The organism is Vibrio spartinae (genome assembly GCF_024347135.1).
Taxonomy (GTDB): domain Bacteria; phylum Pseudomonadota; class Gammaproteobacteria; order Enterobacterales; family Vibrionaceae; genus Vibrio; species Vibrio spartinae.
Genome location: NZ_AP024908.1, coordinates 756,041 through 772,492, shown reverse-complemented (window position 1 = coordinate 772,492; position 16,452 = coordinate 756,041). Strand labels below are relative to the sequence as shown.

The 16,452-nt window shown below is 46.2% G+C and carries 15 protein-coding genes; 11 read left to right on the top strand and 4 right to left on the bottom strand.

The genetic code is table 11. The features are described from left to right. Nucleotides 1-16: 16 nt before the first annotated feature. Nucleotides 17-646 carry a multifunctional acyl-CoA thioesterase I/protease I/lysophospholipase L1 gene (gene tesA / locus OCU60_RS21170; protein WP_074371123.1) on the bottom strand — a complete coding sequence of 210 codons (630 nt, stop codon included), beginning with the start codon at nt 644-646 and terminating at the stop codon, nt 17-19. On the opposite strand from tesA, the gene OCU60_RS21165 reads away from it, so the two are divergent. The 9 genes from OCU60_RS21165 (at nt 645) to OCU60_RS21125 (ending at nt 11,470) form a co-directional block, all read left to right on the top strand. Then, entirely contained in the window at nt 645-1,328 is a 684-nt protein-coding gene (locus OCU60_RS21165; protein ID WP_074371122.1) for an ABC transporter ATP-binding protein, read from the top strand. The two genes, tesA and OCU60_RS21165, sit on opposite strands and share 2 nt — an antisense overlap. Next, nucleotides 1,325-3,778 carry an ABC transporter permease gene (locus OCU60_RS21160; RefSeq protein ID WP_074371121.1) on the top strand — a complete coding sequence of 818 codons (2,454 nt, stop codon included), beginning with the start codon at nt 1,325-1,327 and terminating at the stop codon, nt 3,776-3,778. Before OCU60_RS21165 ends, OCU60_RS21160 begins: the two co-directional genes overlap by 4 nt. A 198-nt stretch (nt 3,779-3,976) precedes the next feature. Next, nucleotides 3,977-4,630 (top strand): MarC family protein, encoded by a 654-nt coding sequence (locus OCU60_RS21155; RefSeq protein ID WP_074371205.1) that lies wholly within the window; start codon nt 3,977-3,979, stop codon nt 4,628-4,630. A gap of 49 nt (nt 4,631-4,679) precedes the next feature. Further along, a complete protein-coding gene (locus OCU60_RS21150) occupies nt 4,680-5,375 on the top strand; it encodes an aspartate/glutamate racemase family protein (protein ID WP_074371120.1) in 696 nt (231 codons plus the stop codon). Nucleotides 5,376-5,776: 401 nt separating this feature from the next. Further along, the gene (locus OCU60_RS21145; protein ID WP_205410456.1) at nt 5,777-8,110 is read left to right on the top strand and encodes a glycoside hydrolase family 9 protein; all 2,334 of its coding nucleotides are present in this window, start codon (nt 5,777-5,779) and stop codon (nt 8,108-8,110) included. Nucleotides 8,111-8,335: 225 nt separating this feature from the next. Continuing rightward, the gene (locus OCU60_RS21140; protein WP_228449084.1) at nt 8,336-8,689 is read left to right on the top strand and encodes a hypothetical protein; all 354 of its coding nucleotides are present in this window, start codon (nt 8,336-8,338) and stop codon (nt 8,687-8,689) included. Nucleotides 8,690-8,899: 210 nt separating this feature from the next. Continuing rightward, nucleotides 8,900-9,796, top strand: coding sequence for a DMT family transporter (locus OCU60_RS21135; RefSeq protein WP_083602534.1), 897 nt, complete (start codon nt 8,900-8,902; stop codon nt 9,794-9,796). Between the two features lie 142 nt (nt 9,797-9,938). Further along, entirely contained in the window at nt 9,939-10,949 is a 1,011-nt protein-coding gene (locus OCU60_RS21130) for a Gfo/Idh/MocA family protein (protein WP_205410455.1), read from the top strand. A 128-nt stretch (nt 10,950-11,077) separates the two neighbouring features. Next, nucleotides 11,078-11,470, top strand: a complete 393-nt coding sequence (locus tag OCU60_RS21125) for a hypothetical protein (RefSeq protein WP_074371117.1) — start codon at nt 11,078-11,080, stop codon at nt 11,468-11,470. A gap of 195 nt (nt 11,471-11,665) precedes the next feature. Here OCU60_RS21125 and OCU60_RS21120 read toward each other — a convergent pair whose 3' ends face one another. Continuing rightward, complete coding sequence (locus OCU60_RS21120) at nt 11,666-11,905, bottom strand: RNA recognition motif domain-containing protein (protein ID WP_074371116.1); 240 nt, start codon at nt 11,903-11,905, stop codon at nt 11,666-11,668. A 419-nt stretch (nt 11,906-12,324) separates the two neighbouring features. Between OCU60_RS21120 and OCU60_RS21115 the strand changes: the two genes are divergently transcribed. Both OCU60_RS21115 and galE read left to right on the top strand, forming a co-directional pair. Then, nucleotides 12,325-13,767, top strand: a complete 1,443-nt coding sequence (locus OCU60_RS21115; protein ID WP_074371115.1) for an FAD-dependent oxidoreductase — start codon at nt 12,325-12,327, stop codon at nt 13,765-13,767. Between the two features lie 149 nt (nt 13,768-13,916). Next, nucleotides 13,917-14,933, top strand: a complete 1,017-nt coding sequence (gene galE / locus OCU60_RS21110) for a UDP-glucose 4-epimerase GalE (protein ID WP_074371114.1) — start codon at nt 13,917-13,919, stop codon at nt 14,931-14,933. A gap of 115 nt (nt 14,934-15,048) precedes the next feature. On the opposite strand, the gene OCU60_RS21105 is transcribed toward galE, so the two are convergent. Both OCU60_RS21105 and OCU60_RS21100 read right to left on the bottom strand, forming a co-directional pair. After that, a complete protein-coding gene (locus tag OCU60_RS21105) occupies nt 15,049-15,780 on the bottom strand; it encodes a TetR/AcrR family transcriptional regulator (RefSeq protein ID WP_074371113.1) in 732 nt (243 codons plus the stop codon). 119 nt (nt 15,781-15,899) lie between these two features. After that, complete coding sequence (locus tag OCU60_RS21100; protein ID WP_074371112.1) at nt 15,900-16,415, bottom strand: NUDIX hydrolase; 516 nt, start codon at nt 16,413-16,415, stop codon at nt 15,900-15,902. Nucleotides 16,416-16,452 lie beyond the last annotated feature (37 nt).

Genomic DNA, 16,452 nt, shown 5'->3' with positions numbered 1-16,452 from the left:
AAAGCTGAACTATGAATCATGATTGCTTCTCTGGGGTTGCGGGTTGCTCTAGTAAGGGGTGCAGATGCTGTGCCATCCATTCGGCAATCCAAGGTTGTGCTTGTTCATTGGGATGGAGTCCATCGGATTTCATCCATTTCGGGCGAAGAATGACTTGTTCCAGAAAAAACGGCAGTAACGGAACCTGTTTTTCCGTCGCCAGTTTCGGATATATAGAGGCGAAAGCTTTGCTATAACGCTGCCCATAATTCGGTGGGATCCGAATCTGCATCAGAATGACCCGTGAGCCGGACTGAGTGATGAGATCAATCATTTGGGCCAGATTTTGCTCCGGAATTTGTGGTGAGAAACCGCGGAGCCCGTCGTTGGCTCCCAGCTCGAGCAGCACATAATCTGGGGTATGTTGCTGTAACAGCTGCGGTAAACGAGCCAAACTGTTACCAGTTGTATCACCAGAGACACTGGCATTGACGACGGTGACCGAGCGATTGTACTTTTGTAAGGCTTGATGGAGTAAACTCGGCCATGCCTGATCGGCCGACATTTGATAACCGGCACTCAAACTATCACCGACAATCAGTAACCGGGCGGCACTATGAGCCTGTAATGAAAAAGTCAAAACCAGAAGAAAGGATAACCATCGCATGACGAACACACCTGTGATTTCTGCAAAATATCTGAGTAAAACAGTGTCTATGAATCAGCAGGATTTGACAATTGTTAAAGCGGCTCATTTTGATATTTATCCAACAGAAAGCGTGGCAATTGTCGGGACTTCCGGGGCGGGTAAGTCAACATTGATGGCACTGTTATCCGGGCTGGATATCGCGTCCTCAGGAGATGTTGCGTTGTTTGGGCAGCCATTGAGTACGCTCGATGATGAGCAACGTGCCGCGATACGCAGTGAATCGGTCGGCTTTATTTTTCAGAACTTTTTACTGATTCCCAGTTTGTCTGCATTAGATAATGTCACTTTGCCCTGTCTACTTCGGGGAGAGGCTGAAGATCGGGAGCGGGCAACATCGCTGTTAAACGCTGTCGGGCTGGGGGATCGGCTCCATCATACACCGGCTCAGCTTTCCGGAGGGGAGCAGCAGCGGGTCGCAATCGCACGGGCGTTTATGATTCAGCCTAAAATTCTGTTCGCGGATGAACCGACCGGAAACCTCGATCAAAAGACGGCTGCCGTGGTGATTGAACTCCTGTTTCAGCTCAATGAAGAATTCGGGACCACACTGGTATTAGTCACCCATGATCACCATCTGGCACAACGGTGCCAGCGACGGTTGCAAATGAGTGAAGGGCGGATCGAGGAGATTGAATCATGAAGTCATCGTATCTGGTCAATCGCTCACTGGTGCGATGGTGCTGGCAGGAGCTTCGACAGGGACAGTTGTGGCTGGTGGTGATGGCGTTTGTACTGATTATTGCCAGTGTGTTTGCGCTATCTGCAATTGCTCAGCGTATGGATCAGGTCATTGTCAAACAAGGCAAAGATGCCTTAATGGCGGATACGGTTTTTGTCAGTGCCAATCCGATTCCTGACACATTGATAACCCAAGCCCGGGCGTTGGGAGGGACAACCTCGCAGATGACGCAGTTTTCCACCATGCTTTTTGGCGGAGAGGGGATGAAGCTGGTCCTTGTCAAAGCGGTGGACGACGTATTCCCGCTGCGCGGGACACTACAATTATCTGACGGTCACGCCATTGCGTCTCATGTTGCGCCAGACGAAGTTTGGCTGGATCCGCAGTTATTGTCCGATCTCGGGATCAAAATCGGCGACCGGATCAGCATCGGTGACATGGAACATGTGGTTTCTGGCACCATCACCGAAGCCCCGGGATTTAGCTTTAATCCATTCCGTCAGATGCCAACCGTATTCATCCATCAGTCTCAGATCCCAGAGACGGGGGCTCTGCAAGTCGGCAGTCGCGTCGAATATCAACTGTTCCTTAACGCCCGGGATGACATCATTCAACAGTTAAAGCAACAAGTGAAATTGACGCCCAGTGACGAATGGCGTGATGTCGGAGAGCGGTCCAGAACACAGGATATTTTCAACAAATCAGAGCAATATCTATCGCTGGTTGTGATTATCGTGGTGTTGATGGCGACGATGACGTTGTTGCTGACATGTCAGCATTATGTCGCTTCTCGTCGCCAGACTGTGGCGATGCTGAAAAGTCTCGGTGCATCGAAACGCTGGGTTTGGCGCTGGTTGACCGTTCAAGTGGTAATGCTGATGAGCATTGCACTGTTGTTGGGATTACCGCTGGGATACGGCTTGGAACGATTATTAAGGTTGCCGTTAGTTGGGTTACTGCCATCACCATTGCCTGAACTGGGCATGACCCCGTTTGTGATGGCATTGCTTAGTTGTTTGCTGGTTGCGATTCCGGGGCTCGGGATTCCACTTTATCGATTGATTGAGACTGATGCGCTTGCCAGCCTGCAAAGTCATACCCAAGGGCAGCACAAATCGATTTATCTGTGGGGATTATGGGTTTTTCCCTGTGCAGGTGCTGCGTTGTACTGGGGCAACCAGTTTATGGTCTGGCTGGTCTTGGGAGGGATCGTGCTATCCTCTGCACTTCTTGCCGGGATCGGGTTGCTGCTGTTTCGGGCCGTTCAGGCATTGCCGTTAAACGCAGCATTCAAACTGGCACTGAAACGGGTCAATCGCACGCCATTGGCCTCGGGAATTCAGTTGGGAGCGTTGTCTTTGTCGCTGATGTTATTTGCGGCTTTATGGTTAGTCAGAACGGATTTACTTTCGGACTGGTCAAGTGTGTTTCCTGACAATGCCCCCGATGTGTTTGCGCTGAATATTGCGACACACGAGAAAGATGATTATCTGCATCAGCTACAGCAACTCGATATTGTCCATTCGCCTATTTTTCCGATCATTCGCGGCCGTCTGGCGTTGATTAATGGCACTGATGCGATCAAGTACGCGGGTGGGCGAGAAGCCAGTAATGTGCTGCGTCGGGAAGTCAATTTCACGTGGGCCGAACAGTTACCAACCTATAATCAGATCGTTGCCGGGCGTTGGCAGCCAAGCAATGGGGTTTCGGTGGAAGAAAGTGTCGCGCGTGAATTGGGGGTGAAAGTCGGTGATCAATTAACCTTCATGATCAACAGTCAATCCGTCACCGCCCAAGTCAATTCGATTCGGCAAGTGGAATGGCGTGAAATGAAGCCTAATTTTTACTTTATATTCACACCGGATCGTCTGGCTCCGCTGCCGGCAACTTGGATGGTGAGTTTTGGTCTCGGCGCCGATGCCGCTCATCAGCTATCACAATTAGCCCATGCTTACCCAACGGTCAGTCTGCTTGATTTGCGTGAGATGACCGAAAAAATTCAAGGGTTGCTCTCGCAAATTATCAATGCCATTTCAATTCTGGCTGTGGTTGGGGTGATTGCCGGTTTACTGCTGATTTATACGTTACTTCGCTTGAGTCTGATGCAGCGGCAGGAAGAAATGAAACTCTACCGCACCTTGGGAATGAGCCGACGGCGGCTGATGTGGACGGTGCTGGCCGAATTCGGTTTGATTGCGGTTGTGGCGGGTTGTGTGTCAGGTTTGGGGGCGGATGCGATGGTGGCAGCAATTATCCATTATGCTTTTGAACTCACGCCACGCGTTCATCTGCTGTTATGGGGGATACAGCCCGTGTTCGCTTTGGTGATGGTGATGGTGGTGGTCGGGCGTTTGATTTATCAACTGACCCATTCGCGGCATTCCCTGATGAGTGGGTTGAATGTGCAGTAGTTGGCGTTCGGGTTCCCCGGTATTTGGCGGGGAACTTGCGTGGTTCCTGATTTTTCAGGAGTGCTGGATGCTTAAATTTGAGGGTGCGTTACTGATATTTCATCGATACACAAATGCAAATTCATCTATAGACAAGCCACCATGAAACATGATAACTAACTACTTCTTATCAATCAGATCAAGCTAGCTCCCCTCATGATGCACGATATAACAACGATGGCGATTACTGTCTTTATGGGCTTTTTTGCCATGATGAATCCTATTGCGAATACAGCCGTATTCATCGGAATGACAGCGAACCAAAATCAGCAACAACGAAAAAATACCACTATTAAAGCGTTACTCACTGCTTTTCTTATCATCACCGCTTTCTGTCTGCTGGGCAAAGGTATCTTCGAAGTTTTTGGGATTACCTTGCCGGCATTACGCCTTTCTGGTGGTATTTTAGTCTTTATCGTCGGTTATAATATGCTACATGGTAGCGCTTCCAAGCTTCACTCCCATTCAACGACCACGGCAGATGACGACGATGACGATAAAGATATTGCCATCTCGCCTTTGGCGCTGCCAATTCTGGCTGGCCCCGGCACGATTGCGACCGCCATGAACTACTCAGCGTCCGGAGAAATGCTGCATATTGTGATCACGATTATTTCATTTGCTTCACTGTGCCTCATTACTTTCGTGTGCTTTTTGTATGGCGCCAAATTAATTGAGAAAATCGGCGAGGCGGGAGTGAGTATTACCACAAGATTAATGGGCCTTATTCTCACCATCATCGGCGCTCAAATGTTCATACAAGGCGTCCACGATGCATATATACTCTTCCAGAGTTCGAATATCAGCAGCTAATGCGGCCGTTTATGAAAAACGAAGCAAAAAATATAAAGGAGGATAGACATTGAAAAAGGTTGGATTAGTGGGTGGTCTCGGTTGGGTCTCGACACTTGAATATTACAAACTTATCAATGGATTGACCAACCAATATCTCGGTGGTCATCGGAGTGCTCACATCCTCATTGAGAGTCTTGATGAGGGGCTATTTCTCGAAAATCAAAGCAAAGATCCAACCGAAAAATTGTGTGAGGAAATGATTACCGACGCAGTGGATGTGCTGGTTTGTGGCGGTGCAGAGGTCGTTGCGTTATGTGCCAACGGTTTGCACCGTTTTATGCCTGCGATAGAAGCGAAGTATGATGTTGAATTCGTGGATATTCGAGAGGCGACTGCTCAAGCTATCCAAAAAGTGGGTTTAGAGCGTGTTGGACTGATTGGTGTACAGAAAACGATGGCAACAGAGTTCTATAAAGCGGTGCTGCAAAGTCTTCGCATTGAAGTCGTCGTGCCTGAGTTAGCGTCTAGACAGTATGTTCATGACAAAATCATATCAGAGTTGGTACTCAATGAATTTAGCGTGGCAACAAAGCATGGTTTTTTATCCGTCATTGAAGAATTAGTTGCGCAGAATGTGCAGGGTGTCATTTTAGGCTGTACTGAAATTCCTTTATTACTCACAGCTTCTGAACATCAGGGGATTCCTCTGTTCTCAACCACGGAAATTCATTGCCGTGAAATTGTACAAAGGGCGCTCAATTAGCGTCAAATGGCGAATTTCAATGACGTCATACCGGTCAGTAACTCACTGCAATACCTAGGTCTTTCCCCGTAGATACTATATCCAAAGTTTTCACCGTTGATATTTTTGCCATGTATTGCCATATATCTGGTCGCTGAACCATGGGTAACTCTCACCACATAAAGCCCGCCACATAAAACCCGCCATATAAAGCTCTCCATCCCAGCACTCAATGCTTATTGTTATTAGAGATAACTAATACATGAATATATTGAACCTTGTTCATAAACATTAAAGATGCGTCTTGAACTTGCTGGGCAAAGGGTATTCATTGGCTATGATTTAAAATTGTTTCGAATCCTAATAACAGTCAATAAGTTAACGGATTTATTTACAGTGGCATTAATACATAAGAGGCTTAGATGAAAAATATTCAATCCACAGTATTCGCTGCGATTGTTTGCAGCCTGATTGGTGTGAACGGCAGCTATGCTGCGCAAAGTTCACCCGCTCCGAAGAATATACAAAATCAACAAGATTCAGCAGTAGAGATTCTGATCAATGGTAATTTTCAGGGAGATACCGGTTGGTGGGCATCTGGTGGTACCTTCAAGACTCAGGATCAAATGGGATGTATTACATTCACCAATGGCGGAGAGAATCCGTGGGATGTGGTTTTAGGTCAGTCGAAGCTAAAATTACTCAAAGATGAAATATATACCCTCCGATTTAGTGCGATGGCTCAGAATACAGCCAATTTAAAAGCTGTGGTCCAGCACGATGGTGAACCCTATACCAACTATCTGAATCAGATGTTGCCCTTAAATAATACGGTTCAATCATTTGAATTTCAGGTGAAACCATCTGCTAATGATAAAAAAGCACAGTTGGCTTTTCAAGTCGGGGGGCAGGAGCCGAATACCGTGTGCCTGAGTGATGTTTCCTTGTATGGTCCAAAATACGAAGAGGAAGATCTGCGCTCAGCAGTCCGCGTCAATCAGGTTGGTTATCTGTTAAATGCCAAAAAACGGGCAACCATTCAGACCAAAACGCAAACATCGTTGCCGTGGCATTTGTTAGATGCTCAGGGAGAGGTTATTGCCGAAGGTCAAACAACGCCGTTTGGTCTTAATAGTGCTTCAGGAGAGCAGGTTCAGATTGCTGATTTCAGCCAGGTTCAGACCCCGGAAGAGGATGTCATCCTTGAAGTCGATGGTCAGAAAAGTCATCCGTTTGATATCAGTCATGATATTTACAAGACGATGAAATATGATGCGCTGTCTTTCTTCTACCAACAACGCAGCGGGATTGAAATTGAAAATGCCTATGTTCAGCGTGCTGATTTAGCCCGCCCGGCAGGTCATCCTCAGGAAATTGTAACCTGTTTTGATCAAACTGATGCTCAAGGCAATGATTGGCCCGGATGTAATTTTTCTCTGGATGTCACCGGGGGATGGTATGATGCCGGTGACCACGGCAAATATGTGGTGAATGGCGGAATTTCTGTCTGGACCCTGATGAATTATTACGAACGTGAGAATCTCTATAAAGCCGATCATACCAGTGCGTTTTCTGATGGCATGGTTCAAATCCCGGAGCAGTCTAATCAGTACAACGATTTACTTGATGAAGCCAAATGGATGATGGACTTTATGCTGGCAATGCAAGTACCGGAACATCAAAAAGTATCGGTGCCTATTGGCGATCAATCCGGTAATTTGTCAGAATTAAAACTGACCGAAATCGATGCTGGCGGCATGGTTTTTCATAAAATCGCCGATGCCAAATGGACCGGTGTACCACTTCCGCCTTATGAAGATCCTCAACCTCGTTTCCTGAGTTATCCAAGTACTGCGGCAACACTGAATCTGGCAGCCACAGCGGCACAATGTGCCCGTATCTGGCGTCCGCTAAACGCCACTTATGCAGACAAATGTTTATCGGCGGCTGAAAAAGCATGGCGGGCGGCAAATGTTCACAAAGATGTGTATGCCTATGATAACTTTGACGGCTCCGGTCCTTATGGCGATACCCGTCTGAAGGATGAATTCTACTGGGCAGCGGCTGAATTGTTTGTTACGACTGGGAAAAATGAATATAAAACCGCGCTTGAACAATCCCCTTATTATTTAACCACACCGACGACAAGCGATGATCTGACATGGTCAAATATGGGCAGTGCCGGAACGGTTTCATTAGCACTCGTACCGAACGATCTTGATGAAAGCACCATTGAGAAGGCCCGTTCAAATCTGCTCAAAACAGCGGATGCCTATGAAGCCAGTGTGAAGACGCAAGGATATCTGATTCCTTATCAAAGCGATCAATATCCATGGGGTTCAAACTCTAATCTGATGAACCGCAGTATTTTCCTCGGGCTTGCGTTTGACTGGACGAGAACCCAAAAGTATTTACAGGCTATGTCTGATTCAATCGATTATATTTTAGGACGTAACCCGATGGATCATTCTTATGTTTCAGGATATGGCACTTATCCGTTGCTCAATCCTCATCATCGATTCTGGGCATATTCTGAAAATGCTGAGCTCCCCATGGTCCCACCCGGAGTTATTTCTGGCGGGCCAAACTCTATCGACTTCAGTGATCCGGTTGCGGCTACATTGAAGGGAAATTGTACCGGGCAAACCTGCTGGATTGATGATATTGGTGCTTGGACAATGAATGAAGTGACCGTCAACTGGAATGCGCCTTTCTTCTGGGTGACTAGCTTCTTGGATGAGCATGCATCCTGGTAAAGGATCCGTCTCTTCGATAAGTTTATCTTTAGGATAAATATATGGCTTTTGACACTGATACAAGCAGTCATCAGACCGATTAAGCAACAACGAGAGAAAAAGCTACTTACGGGTAGCTTTTTTATTGATTAGAATATGCCGTGACCTCGCATTGCCACGATTTGGCGATTGAAAATGAGCGCCAGCATTGTTTAGTGTAATATAAAATCAGGTGAATATACTCATATGATGAATCATTTGTTTACTTATGTTTTAGCGATGAAAAAGAATATCGTCGGTTTATCTGTCGTGGAAAAAACACAATACGATAGCTGTGTTGAAGATGATGACGATTTCATAGAAAGCAGTGAATTCGTTGTAAGATTCGACAATGGAGTCATCCTAAGAAAGCAAACCGAAGTTGATCAGATTGCACCCGTTAACGATGAAATTTGCTCTGAATGTTGGATCACTTATGAAGTTCTCTCGCAGCCTGATTCTTTGACAATCACCCCGAACCGGAAAAGTTTTACCAATCAGTGCCAAGAAGATTTTTGGTTAAAGATTAATCAAGTCCAAGCCAGCACGCATCACAATTGACCTGCTTTCCACTGTCTCATCCATCGGTTGTGGTGGATGGTTCTCCCCGTATTGATCTTGTTCCCTCGCGGCCCCGATTTGGTGCTGACATTTTTATGTGCGGTTTTAGTTGACCTTTATAGTCAGGATATATCATTTTATGCTTGGTGACGTTCAAGGCTAGGGCTAGGCTGTAATGTTTGATTTATCTGATCAATGCGAGGAGGAACAGTGTCTGGAAAAACGGTTGGTAGTGCGATTTTGATCCTCGTGATCGGTAATCTCTTCGCGATTCTTTGTGACGTGTTTATTAAGATGGCGGGCAGTAGTGTGGCGGTGTATCAGTTTACCTTCATGCGGCTGCTGATGAGCTGTATTGTTGTGCTGCCACTGGCCTATAAGCATATTCACTTTAAAGGGGATGTTGGTCTTAAACTGCATGTGTTGAGAGGCAACCTTTGGGTGTTGGCGAGTCTCTTACTGGCCTTCTCTTTGACGCAGCTCCCTTTGGCTACAGCGAATGCGGTGTTTTATATCGCTCCAATTCTGATTGTTTTGTTTGCGGTCATTTTCTTTAAAGAGAAAATTACCGCAGGTATTGTGATTGCTGCGGTGTCTGGCTTTGTGGGGGTGCTGATTATTTTGCGTCCTTCAGAATTCAGCTGGGGCATGATCAGTGCCGTGTCGTTTTCTGTGGTGCTGGCGACCAATAGTTTGTTAATCCGTAAGTTGCCGAAAGATCAGAATCTGTTTTTCGGGCTGTTGATTACCCATGTTTCTGCTTTGCCATTAACAGCTTGTCTGGCGCTTTGGGAAGGGGAACCGTGGAATTTTGATGGCTTACTTTACGCTGGCGGTTCTGCCGTGTGCTCAATTTTTTATAGTTTGGCGTGCTTACAAGGTTATCGTTATGTGGCGTCCAGTCAAGTGAGCAGTGCTGAGTATTCAGGGTTGTTATTTGCAGCGATACTGGGCTGGATTATCTTTAACGAGCCGGTCGATTTATTCCTGGTGATCGGTGCTTTATTTATTATTTTGCCGTTGGCATATTTGAGTCATCAGGATAGGCGCAAGCGCAAAGCTGAAGAGCGTTTGTCTGTGGTCCGGTCTCAACTGGATGTCGGCTAAGTGAATCGGGTATTGGTTCTGATACCGAGCAACCGTGAATCCCTCAACCGGATTCAAACACAGGTGACGATACGTGGTACTTTGAATGCCAGCGGTAATATTGTGCTTCAATTTTGAACTTAGAATTTTAACTTAGTGAGGTATGTCTGTGATTGATGAGAAAGTGCGTTGGGGGATTGCTGGTTTAGGCCAAATCGCACATCGTTTTGTGAAAGACCTGACCCAGCATGTTCCAAATGGTGAGTTATATGCAGTCGCTGCAAAAGACCCGCAGCGAGCAGCGGCGTTTGCTGATGAATATCAGTGTCACAGAAGTTATGGTTCATATCAGGCGCTCGCACAAGACCCAAACGTTGATGTTGTCTATGTTGCGACCATTCATCCTTTTCACAAAAATGTGGTTGAGCTGTTTCTAAAACACGGGAAACATGTTTTGGTTGAAAAACCAGCATTTACCAATGTCAATGACTGGGATGACATGGCCTCACTTGCACAAGAACAAGGCTTACTGTTAGTTGAAGCCATGAAGTCAGTCGTTTTCCCCGCTTATCAATCATTGCGGCAGTTTATTCAGGAGCACAACATAAAAATCGACACGGTTGAGGCGGCCTTTGGTAATCGGCATGAGTTCGACAGCCTGTCACGCATATTCAATCCTGATTTATGTGGCGGAGCAACGTTAGATGTTGGTGTATATGCGCTATGGCTCTATGTCGATTTATGCCAACTCACGAACAGCCCGGTATTCAAACCAACGGTGCACTATTGTCAAGATAATGTGCAATCTGAAGTCGACGAACATGTTGAATTCATTTTTGATGGTGACATCGATGGTCGTATTGGTGCTTCGATTACACGAGATCTAAAACGCGCAGCGGTCATTCAAGGGCCGGAAGTCAAAATCATAATTCATGACAAATGGTGGAACCCGCAACATATTGATCTGTTCTATCAAGGCAAAAACCATAAGATTATTTCCCCTGCGAGAGGCGGTGGATTTGAATACGAGATTGAACACATCTCTGCGCTTATTCTTAAACAGCAGTATCAATCCGACTTGATATCGGCTGAGACGAGCCGAAAAGTGATTGCAATCATGGAAACGAGCTTAGTTGAAAACGGCTTTGAACATTTAGTGCATTCAATCGAGTAGTACATTCAATCAAGTAGTGAATTCAATCGAGTCATACATTTAATCGAGTGAGGTAAGACAATGCAGCCGAGGTGTTCTTTTTTCAGTGCTCGACGACGGTCCTTCGCGTTATATTCCAAGGGAAAATGATGAAGATATCGATTTTGACCCGGGTATTGATGTTGTTTAGCCCGATAGTGGTTGCACAATCGACGACCTGTCAATTAGAAGAGAGTGAATTTGGCATCAAAACGATTGCCTGGGATAGTGCAACGCTTGCTGCAAAAGTGACTGAATATTCAAATGATATTCATGAGGGGAAAGTCACTCTCGTGAGAGAGCATAAACCTTACGGTGTGAAGACCAATATATATGTGCAATATCAACAGCCATATTATGGTCAGGATGCCGCTGAATATGTGGTATTCCCTACAGCCAAGGACCAATACCGTGTCATCGGTGTTGGTTATGTGTTCCGCAATCATCAATATTATTTAAGTACGTCACAAGGAAATTACCAGGCGACTTGTATTCGTCATTGATATTCATGAACTCTGATGTTCAGGGATAAAACAGAAGTGATGTTTCAATGATTGGCTTCCGTCACCGACTCCGGTTTATCGAGACATGATATTTGAGCAGTCCGCTGGTGGAATCACATGGCTCAGTATCGATAAGACCAGAAAGGGGGCAGGCCACAAGAGCCAGTCGCTATATATGACTGGCTCCGGGGAATATTAGTTGTGCGCGACTTTCACCCGAATGGTACTTTTCGCGACGCTTGAAAGGTTGAGGGTTTGGATGGCAGCTTTTGCTTCATTGTCGTCGGGCATTTCGACAAATGCGAAGCCTTTTGATAATCCCGTGGTTTGGTCTAGAACCAAATTGCACTCAGTGACGGTGCCATGAGCAGAAAAAAGAACACGAATGTCGTGCTCAGTCATTGTACGCGCTAGATTGCGGACTAAAAGTTTCATATTGTTTTGCCTAATGTAAGTTGCGACACAAGTGTCTCAGTTATAGAGAAGTAAGCCAAGGTAAAGTTGGTTATGAGTTGTGAATCGTGACCCATTCCCTTGCTCTTCTGATTTGAAGTGTTGCGTGTTCAGTTGTCGGAGCAGTTATCCACAAAAACAGTGGATAAAGTTTGGGATAAGTGGACAAGCATGACCGGTCGTTTGAGATATCACATGTGTACATTCAATATGTTACCGTCAGTTTTGAGGTGTTGAGCACCCTAAATTCGAGGGAGATAGAGTTCTCGTCAAGTGTTTTTTTTGAAAAAATTATTCTTGCAGATGAATGGATGATTCAAGGAAAACCCTATCAAAAATGTGATTTAAATTAAATTTTTGTACATATACAATGTGGACACGTCAGACAAGATAGAGTAATGATGCAGAATAATTCATCGAATCGCCAAAAACCTCGGATTGCGATTATTGGTGGTGGCGTTGCGGGAGCGACGGCTGCGGTTCATTTAGGTGAACAGGGCTTAGACGTCGTTCTTATGGAACGAGGCCCGAGTTTGGTTAATGGTCCGCCAATCTGTCATCTTCATGCCGGGGGAAACCTATATCGAGAGATCTCTCAACAACAATGTCTGGAATTATTACGACAGTCCGTTGAGACGATCCGGCTATATCGACATACCGTCAACAAGCGTCCGACTGTGATCGCGACCCCGACGATTGATCCCGAACATCCACGAGCATTATTGTCCCGGTTAGAAGCAATAAAACAGGCTTATCAAGCGATGGTTCAACAGGATGCCCGCAATGAAGTTCTGGGGAACCCGGACGAATACTATCAACTCTATGAACGAGCTGATTTAGAACGACTCAAGTTATGCACCCAGCCAAATGAGCCTGTCAGCATGGATGACTGGCTGATTCCTTTTGCAAAGCATGTGGATTTGGCGCTGATTCAGTATCCTGTTATTGCGGTACAAGAATATGGGTGGAGTGTTTTCCGCCTTGCTGCAACCGCGATGTTGACCCTCCAACAGCTGCCTCATTGTCAACTGCTCACCAACAGTACGTTGCTCGATGCGCAAATGCATGATGGACAGTGGCATCTAACTTATCATGATCAAGATTCACAACCCCATACGTTGGTTGTGGATTATTTGGTCAATGCCTGTGGATATGAGACGGGCAAACTGGATGATCTCACCAAGAATCCTCAGTACCGGATGGCTGAATTTAAAGCCGCATATCTTGCGAGATGGCCTGATGAGCATAGTCTCTGGCCCGAGGTGATATTTCATGGTCAGCGCGGCACACCGCAGGGAATGGCTCAGTTGACACCATATGCTGACGGCGTTTTTCAGTTGCATGGTATGACGAAAGCTATCACTTTGTTTGATGATGGGTTAACACGGAGTTCGATCCATTCATCACAACCAATTTTGCCTGATGTGCTGCAGATGAAACTGACCAACGGTTGGCCGGTTGCTGTGGTTGAAGCCAGAACGCGCCATGCGATTGCGCATATCGGCAAGTTTATGCCTGATTATTGTCGCGCTTACCCGGACGGTAAGCCACTGTTTGGAGCCCAACAGATCCCGGGTAAAGATGAGACGCTGCGTGCCGCTGATGTGTCGTTCAGTGGTCACAATTATGCCCGGATCGAGATTGTCAAAGGTTCATCGGCTTTAGAAGCGGCAAGGAAGCTGATATCGCACTGGCAGTTAGCCCATGACTCTACGTCAGTGTCGATTGAGCAACTGCATCCGATTAGTCTTTCGCTCGAAGCCGATAGCATTGAACAATTTGCGATTGATTTGGCTCAGGCGCGAGGTTATCCCATTGAACTGGCGAAAACTGTTGGTTGTTAATCTCATCCCGTCGTTACGTTTGCCTGGATCCGTCGCATGATTCTTATAATCCGGACAGATGTCGCAGGAATTTCAAGCTAGAATGACTTTACGATTACATTGGTGTGGTAATATCACCAATGTAAGTGTTACATGGGAGAGGCTAGGCAATGAATGTATTGATTACCGGCGGTATGGGCTATATTGGCAGCCATACCTGTATTCAGATGATTGAAGCAGGCATGACGCCTGTGATTTTAGACAATCTTTACAATAGCAAATCAGCCGTGTTGGAACGTATTGAAAAGATTTCTGGTTACCGACCTGTATTTATCCGAGGTGACGTTCGTGACCGTAGTCTATTGATTGAAGTGCTGAATGAGCATCAGATTGATGCTGTGATTCATTTTGCAGGTTTAAAAGCGGTTGGCGAATCGGTTCAAAAACCACTGGAATATTATGAAAATAATGTGAGTGGTACTTTGGTATTGGTTGATGCGATGCGGATCGCGAATGTGAAAACATTGGTTTTCAGTTCATCTGCAACGGTTTACGGTGATCCGGCTTCAGTGCCTATCCTCGAAGATTTTCCGACTCAGGCGACGAATCCATATGGCAGAAGTAAACTGATCGTTGAGGAATGTCTCACTGACTTCCAACACGCGAATCCGGACTGGAGTATCGCGTTGCTTCGTTATTTTAATCCGGTGGGGTCACATCCGTCGGGTGAGATTGGTGAAGATCCGCAAGGGATCCCGAACAATCTGATGCCGTTTGTGGCCCAGGTTGCTGTCGGACGTCGTGAGAGTCTCTCTATTTTTGGTGATGATTATCCGACCAAAGATGGTACGGGGGTTCGGGACTATATTCATGTGATGGATCTCGCGGATGGACATGTTGCTGCCTTGCAAAACGTTGGCACCAAAGGCGGATTGCATGTGTACAATCTCGGAACCGGGATTGGCTACAGTGTGCTGGATATGGTTCATGCGTTTGAAAAAGCGTGTGGTCAAACGATTCCTTACCAATTGGTTGAACGCCGTCCGGGGGATATTGCAGAGTGTTGGGCTGACCCAGCCAAAGCAACGCAAGAATTAGGATGGTGTGCCACCCGCTCATTAGATGACATGGTTCAGGATAGTTGGCGGTGGCAGTCAAACAATCCGGATGGTTATCCGGATATGTAGGATGACTGATTGAAGATGTCGGTCTCATGTTGAAAAAACTGTTGAAAAAGTGACCTTAGGTTTGCAAACGTGATTCGTTTGCAAACCAATCGAGTCAAATGAGTGATGGACCGTTTTAAATCGACCTTACTTGGGTTGTAGGGTATGACTCGTCCAGTTGAATGACCAGTTCGTCAAGCTGTTGAGGCTGTAAACGGGATGACGCGGGTATCATCAATTTTCTCGCCATGATTTCATCGCACATCTGCCAATGTTTCAATAGACATTCGTTTTCAGTATCACATTCCTGTGACCAGGTTTCATTCAAGAAAGGGCCCAGAGAGGCGGCACCGTGGGCAAACATGATCATGTGCCATTTAATTTCCCAAATTTTAATGGCGCGTTTCGGGAAACGTTGGTTGTAATCTTCAGCCAGATGGGAAATCAGTTTCTCCACTTCACCGGACTGATCAATGAAATAGTCGAATCTGCTGCCTTTTTGGCGCACCACATCTGCCATCAACTGGATCGGTTGTTTGTTCATGAGAGTGAAAGCCAGCATCCGAACAATAAACTGATAAAGGAGTTCATTGACTGGTATGTCTTTGGATAAATGCATCAGTATGGTTTGACAATAGTGGGTAATGAATTGATGCATGTTGTCGTTAATGCAATACCAGATTTGTTCTTTACTGCCAAAATGGTGGCGAATCAGGCTGTGTGAAATGCCTACTTTTTCGCTGATGGTTCGCAGCGAGACTTGCGCATAACCAAACTCACAAAACAGCTCAGTTGCAATTCGTAAAATTTGCTGGCGCGTCAGTTCAGCATCGTGAGCGCTTCGACGCCCTTGTCTTTTTATGGTCATTTCGATGTTTTGGTGTTGAGAGATTCCAGTGTTGAGCGTTTCCCCAATTGTATCCAACTTTTGAGCGCGCTGTTTTGATGGTATTCCGATTTATCAACGGGACAACTGATAAGTCGCTATCATAGATAGCCACAAAGCTTGGCTTTACTCAGACAAGCGATGGTTTTGGTATCCGTAATTTCACCATCGATAATCTTTTTTTCCAGCGCTTGAACGGACAGGCAGAAGATCTCAATGACCTCATCATCGTCGCGTTGGTAATCTTGTGTCACAGAGAGACCTTTGGCCACAAACAGATGCTGAATTTCATCACAAAAGCCGGCAAGCGGGGTTAATTGCCCTAAAGCGACCCACTCGCTGGCAAGGTAGCCCGTTTCTTCAGCGAGTTCTCGTTGTGCACATGCCAGTGGTGTCTCTGGCGCTTCGCGGGTACCGGCGGGTAATTCGAGGAGCCATTTTCGAATTGATGGGCGGAATTGTCGTAACATGACAATCTCTCCCTGTTGATTGACAGGCAGGATCACCGCGGCTCCGGGATGAATGATCGTCGTATGAAGGATTGGATGGTGGGTTGGTAGCATGATTTCTTCTTCAACCAAAGAAATCTGTTTCCACTGATGTATCGTTTTACGCATGCAGTCCTTTGACTTATCCGGCCTGTGATGGCTCGGA

Coding starts and splice junctions, on each gene's coding strand:
- OCU60_RS21165 (WP_074371122.1), top strand. CDS start 645: ATGACGAACACACCTGTGATTTCTGCAAAATATCTGAGTAAAACAGTG.
- tesA (WP_074371123.1), bottom strand. CDS start 646: ATGCGATGGTTATCCTTTCTTCTGGTTTTGACTTTTTCATTACAGGCT.
- OCU60_RS21160 (WP_074371121.1), top strand. CDS start 1,325: ATGAAGTCATCGTATCTGGTCAATCGCTCACTGGTGCGATGGTGCTGG.
- OCU60_RS21155 (WP_074371205.1), top strand. CDS start 3,977: ATGCACGATATAACAACGATGGCGATTACTGTCTTTATGGGCTTTTTT.
- OCU60_RS21145 (WP_205410456.1), top strand. CDS start 5,777: ATGAAAAATATTCAATCCACAGTATTCGCTGCGATTGTTTGCAGCCTG.
- OCU60_RS21140 (WP_228449084.1), top strand. CDS start 8,336: ATGATGAATCATTTGTTTACTTATGTTTTAGCGATGAAAAAGAATATC.
- OCU60_RS21130 (WP_205410455.1), top strand. CDS start 9,939: ATGTCTGTGATTGATGAGAAAGTGCGTTGGGGGATTGCTGGTTTAGGC.
- OCU60_RS21125 (WP_074371117.1), top strand. CDS start 11,078: ATGAAGATATCGATTTTGACCCGGGTATTGATGTTGTTTAGCCCGATA.
- OCU60_RS21120 (WP_074371116.1), bottom strand. CDS start 11,905: ATGAAACTTTTAGTCCGCAATCTAGCGCGTACAATGACTGAGCACGAC.
- OCU60_RS21115 (WP_074371115.1), top strand. CDS start 12,325: ATGCAGAATAATTCATCGAATCGCCAAAAACCTCGGATTGCGATTATT.
- galE (WP_074371114.1), top strand. CDS start 13,917: ATGAATGTATTGATTACCGGCGGTATGGGCTATATTGGCAGCCATACC.
- OCU60_RS21105 (WP_074371113.1), bottom strand. CDS start 15,780: ATGACCATAAAAAGACAAGGGCGTCGAAGCGCTCACGATGCTGAACTG.
- OCU60_RS21100 (WP_074371112.1), bottom strand. CDS start 16,415: ATGCGTAAAACGATACATCAGTGGAAACAGATTTCTTTGGTTGAAGAA.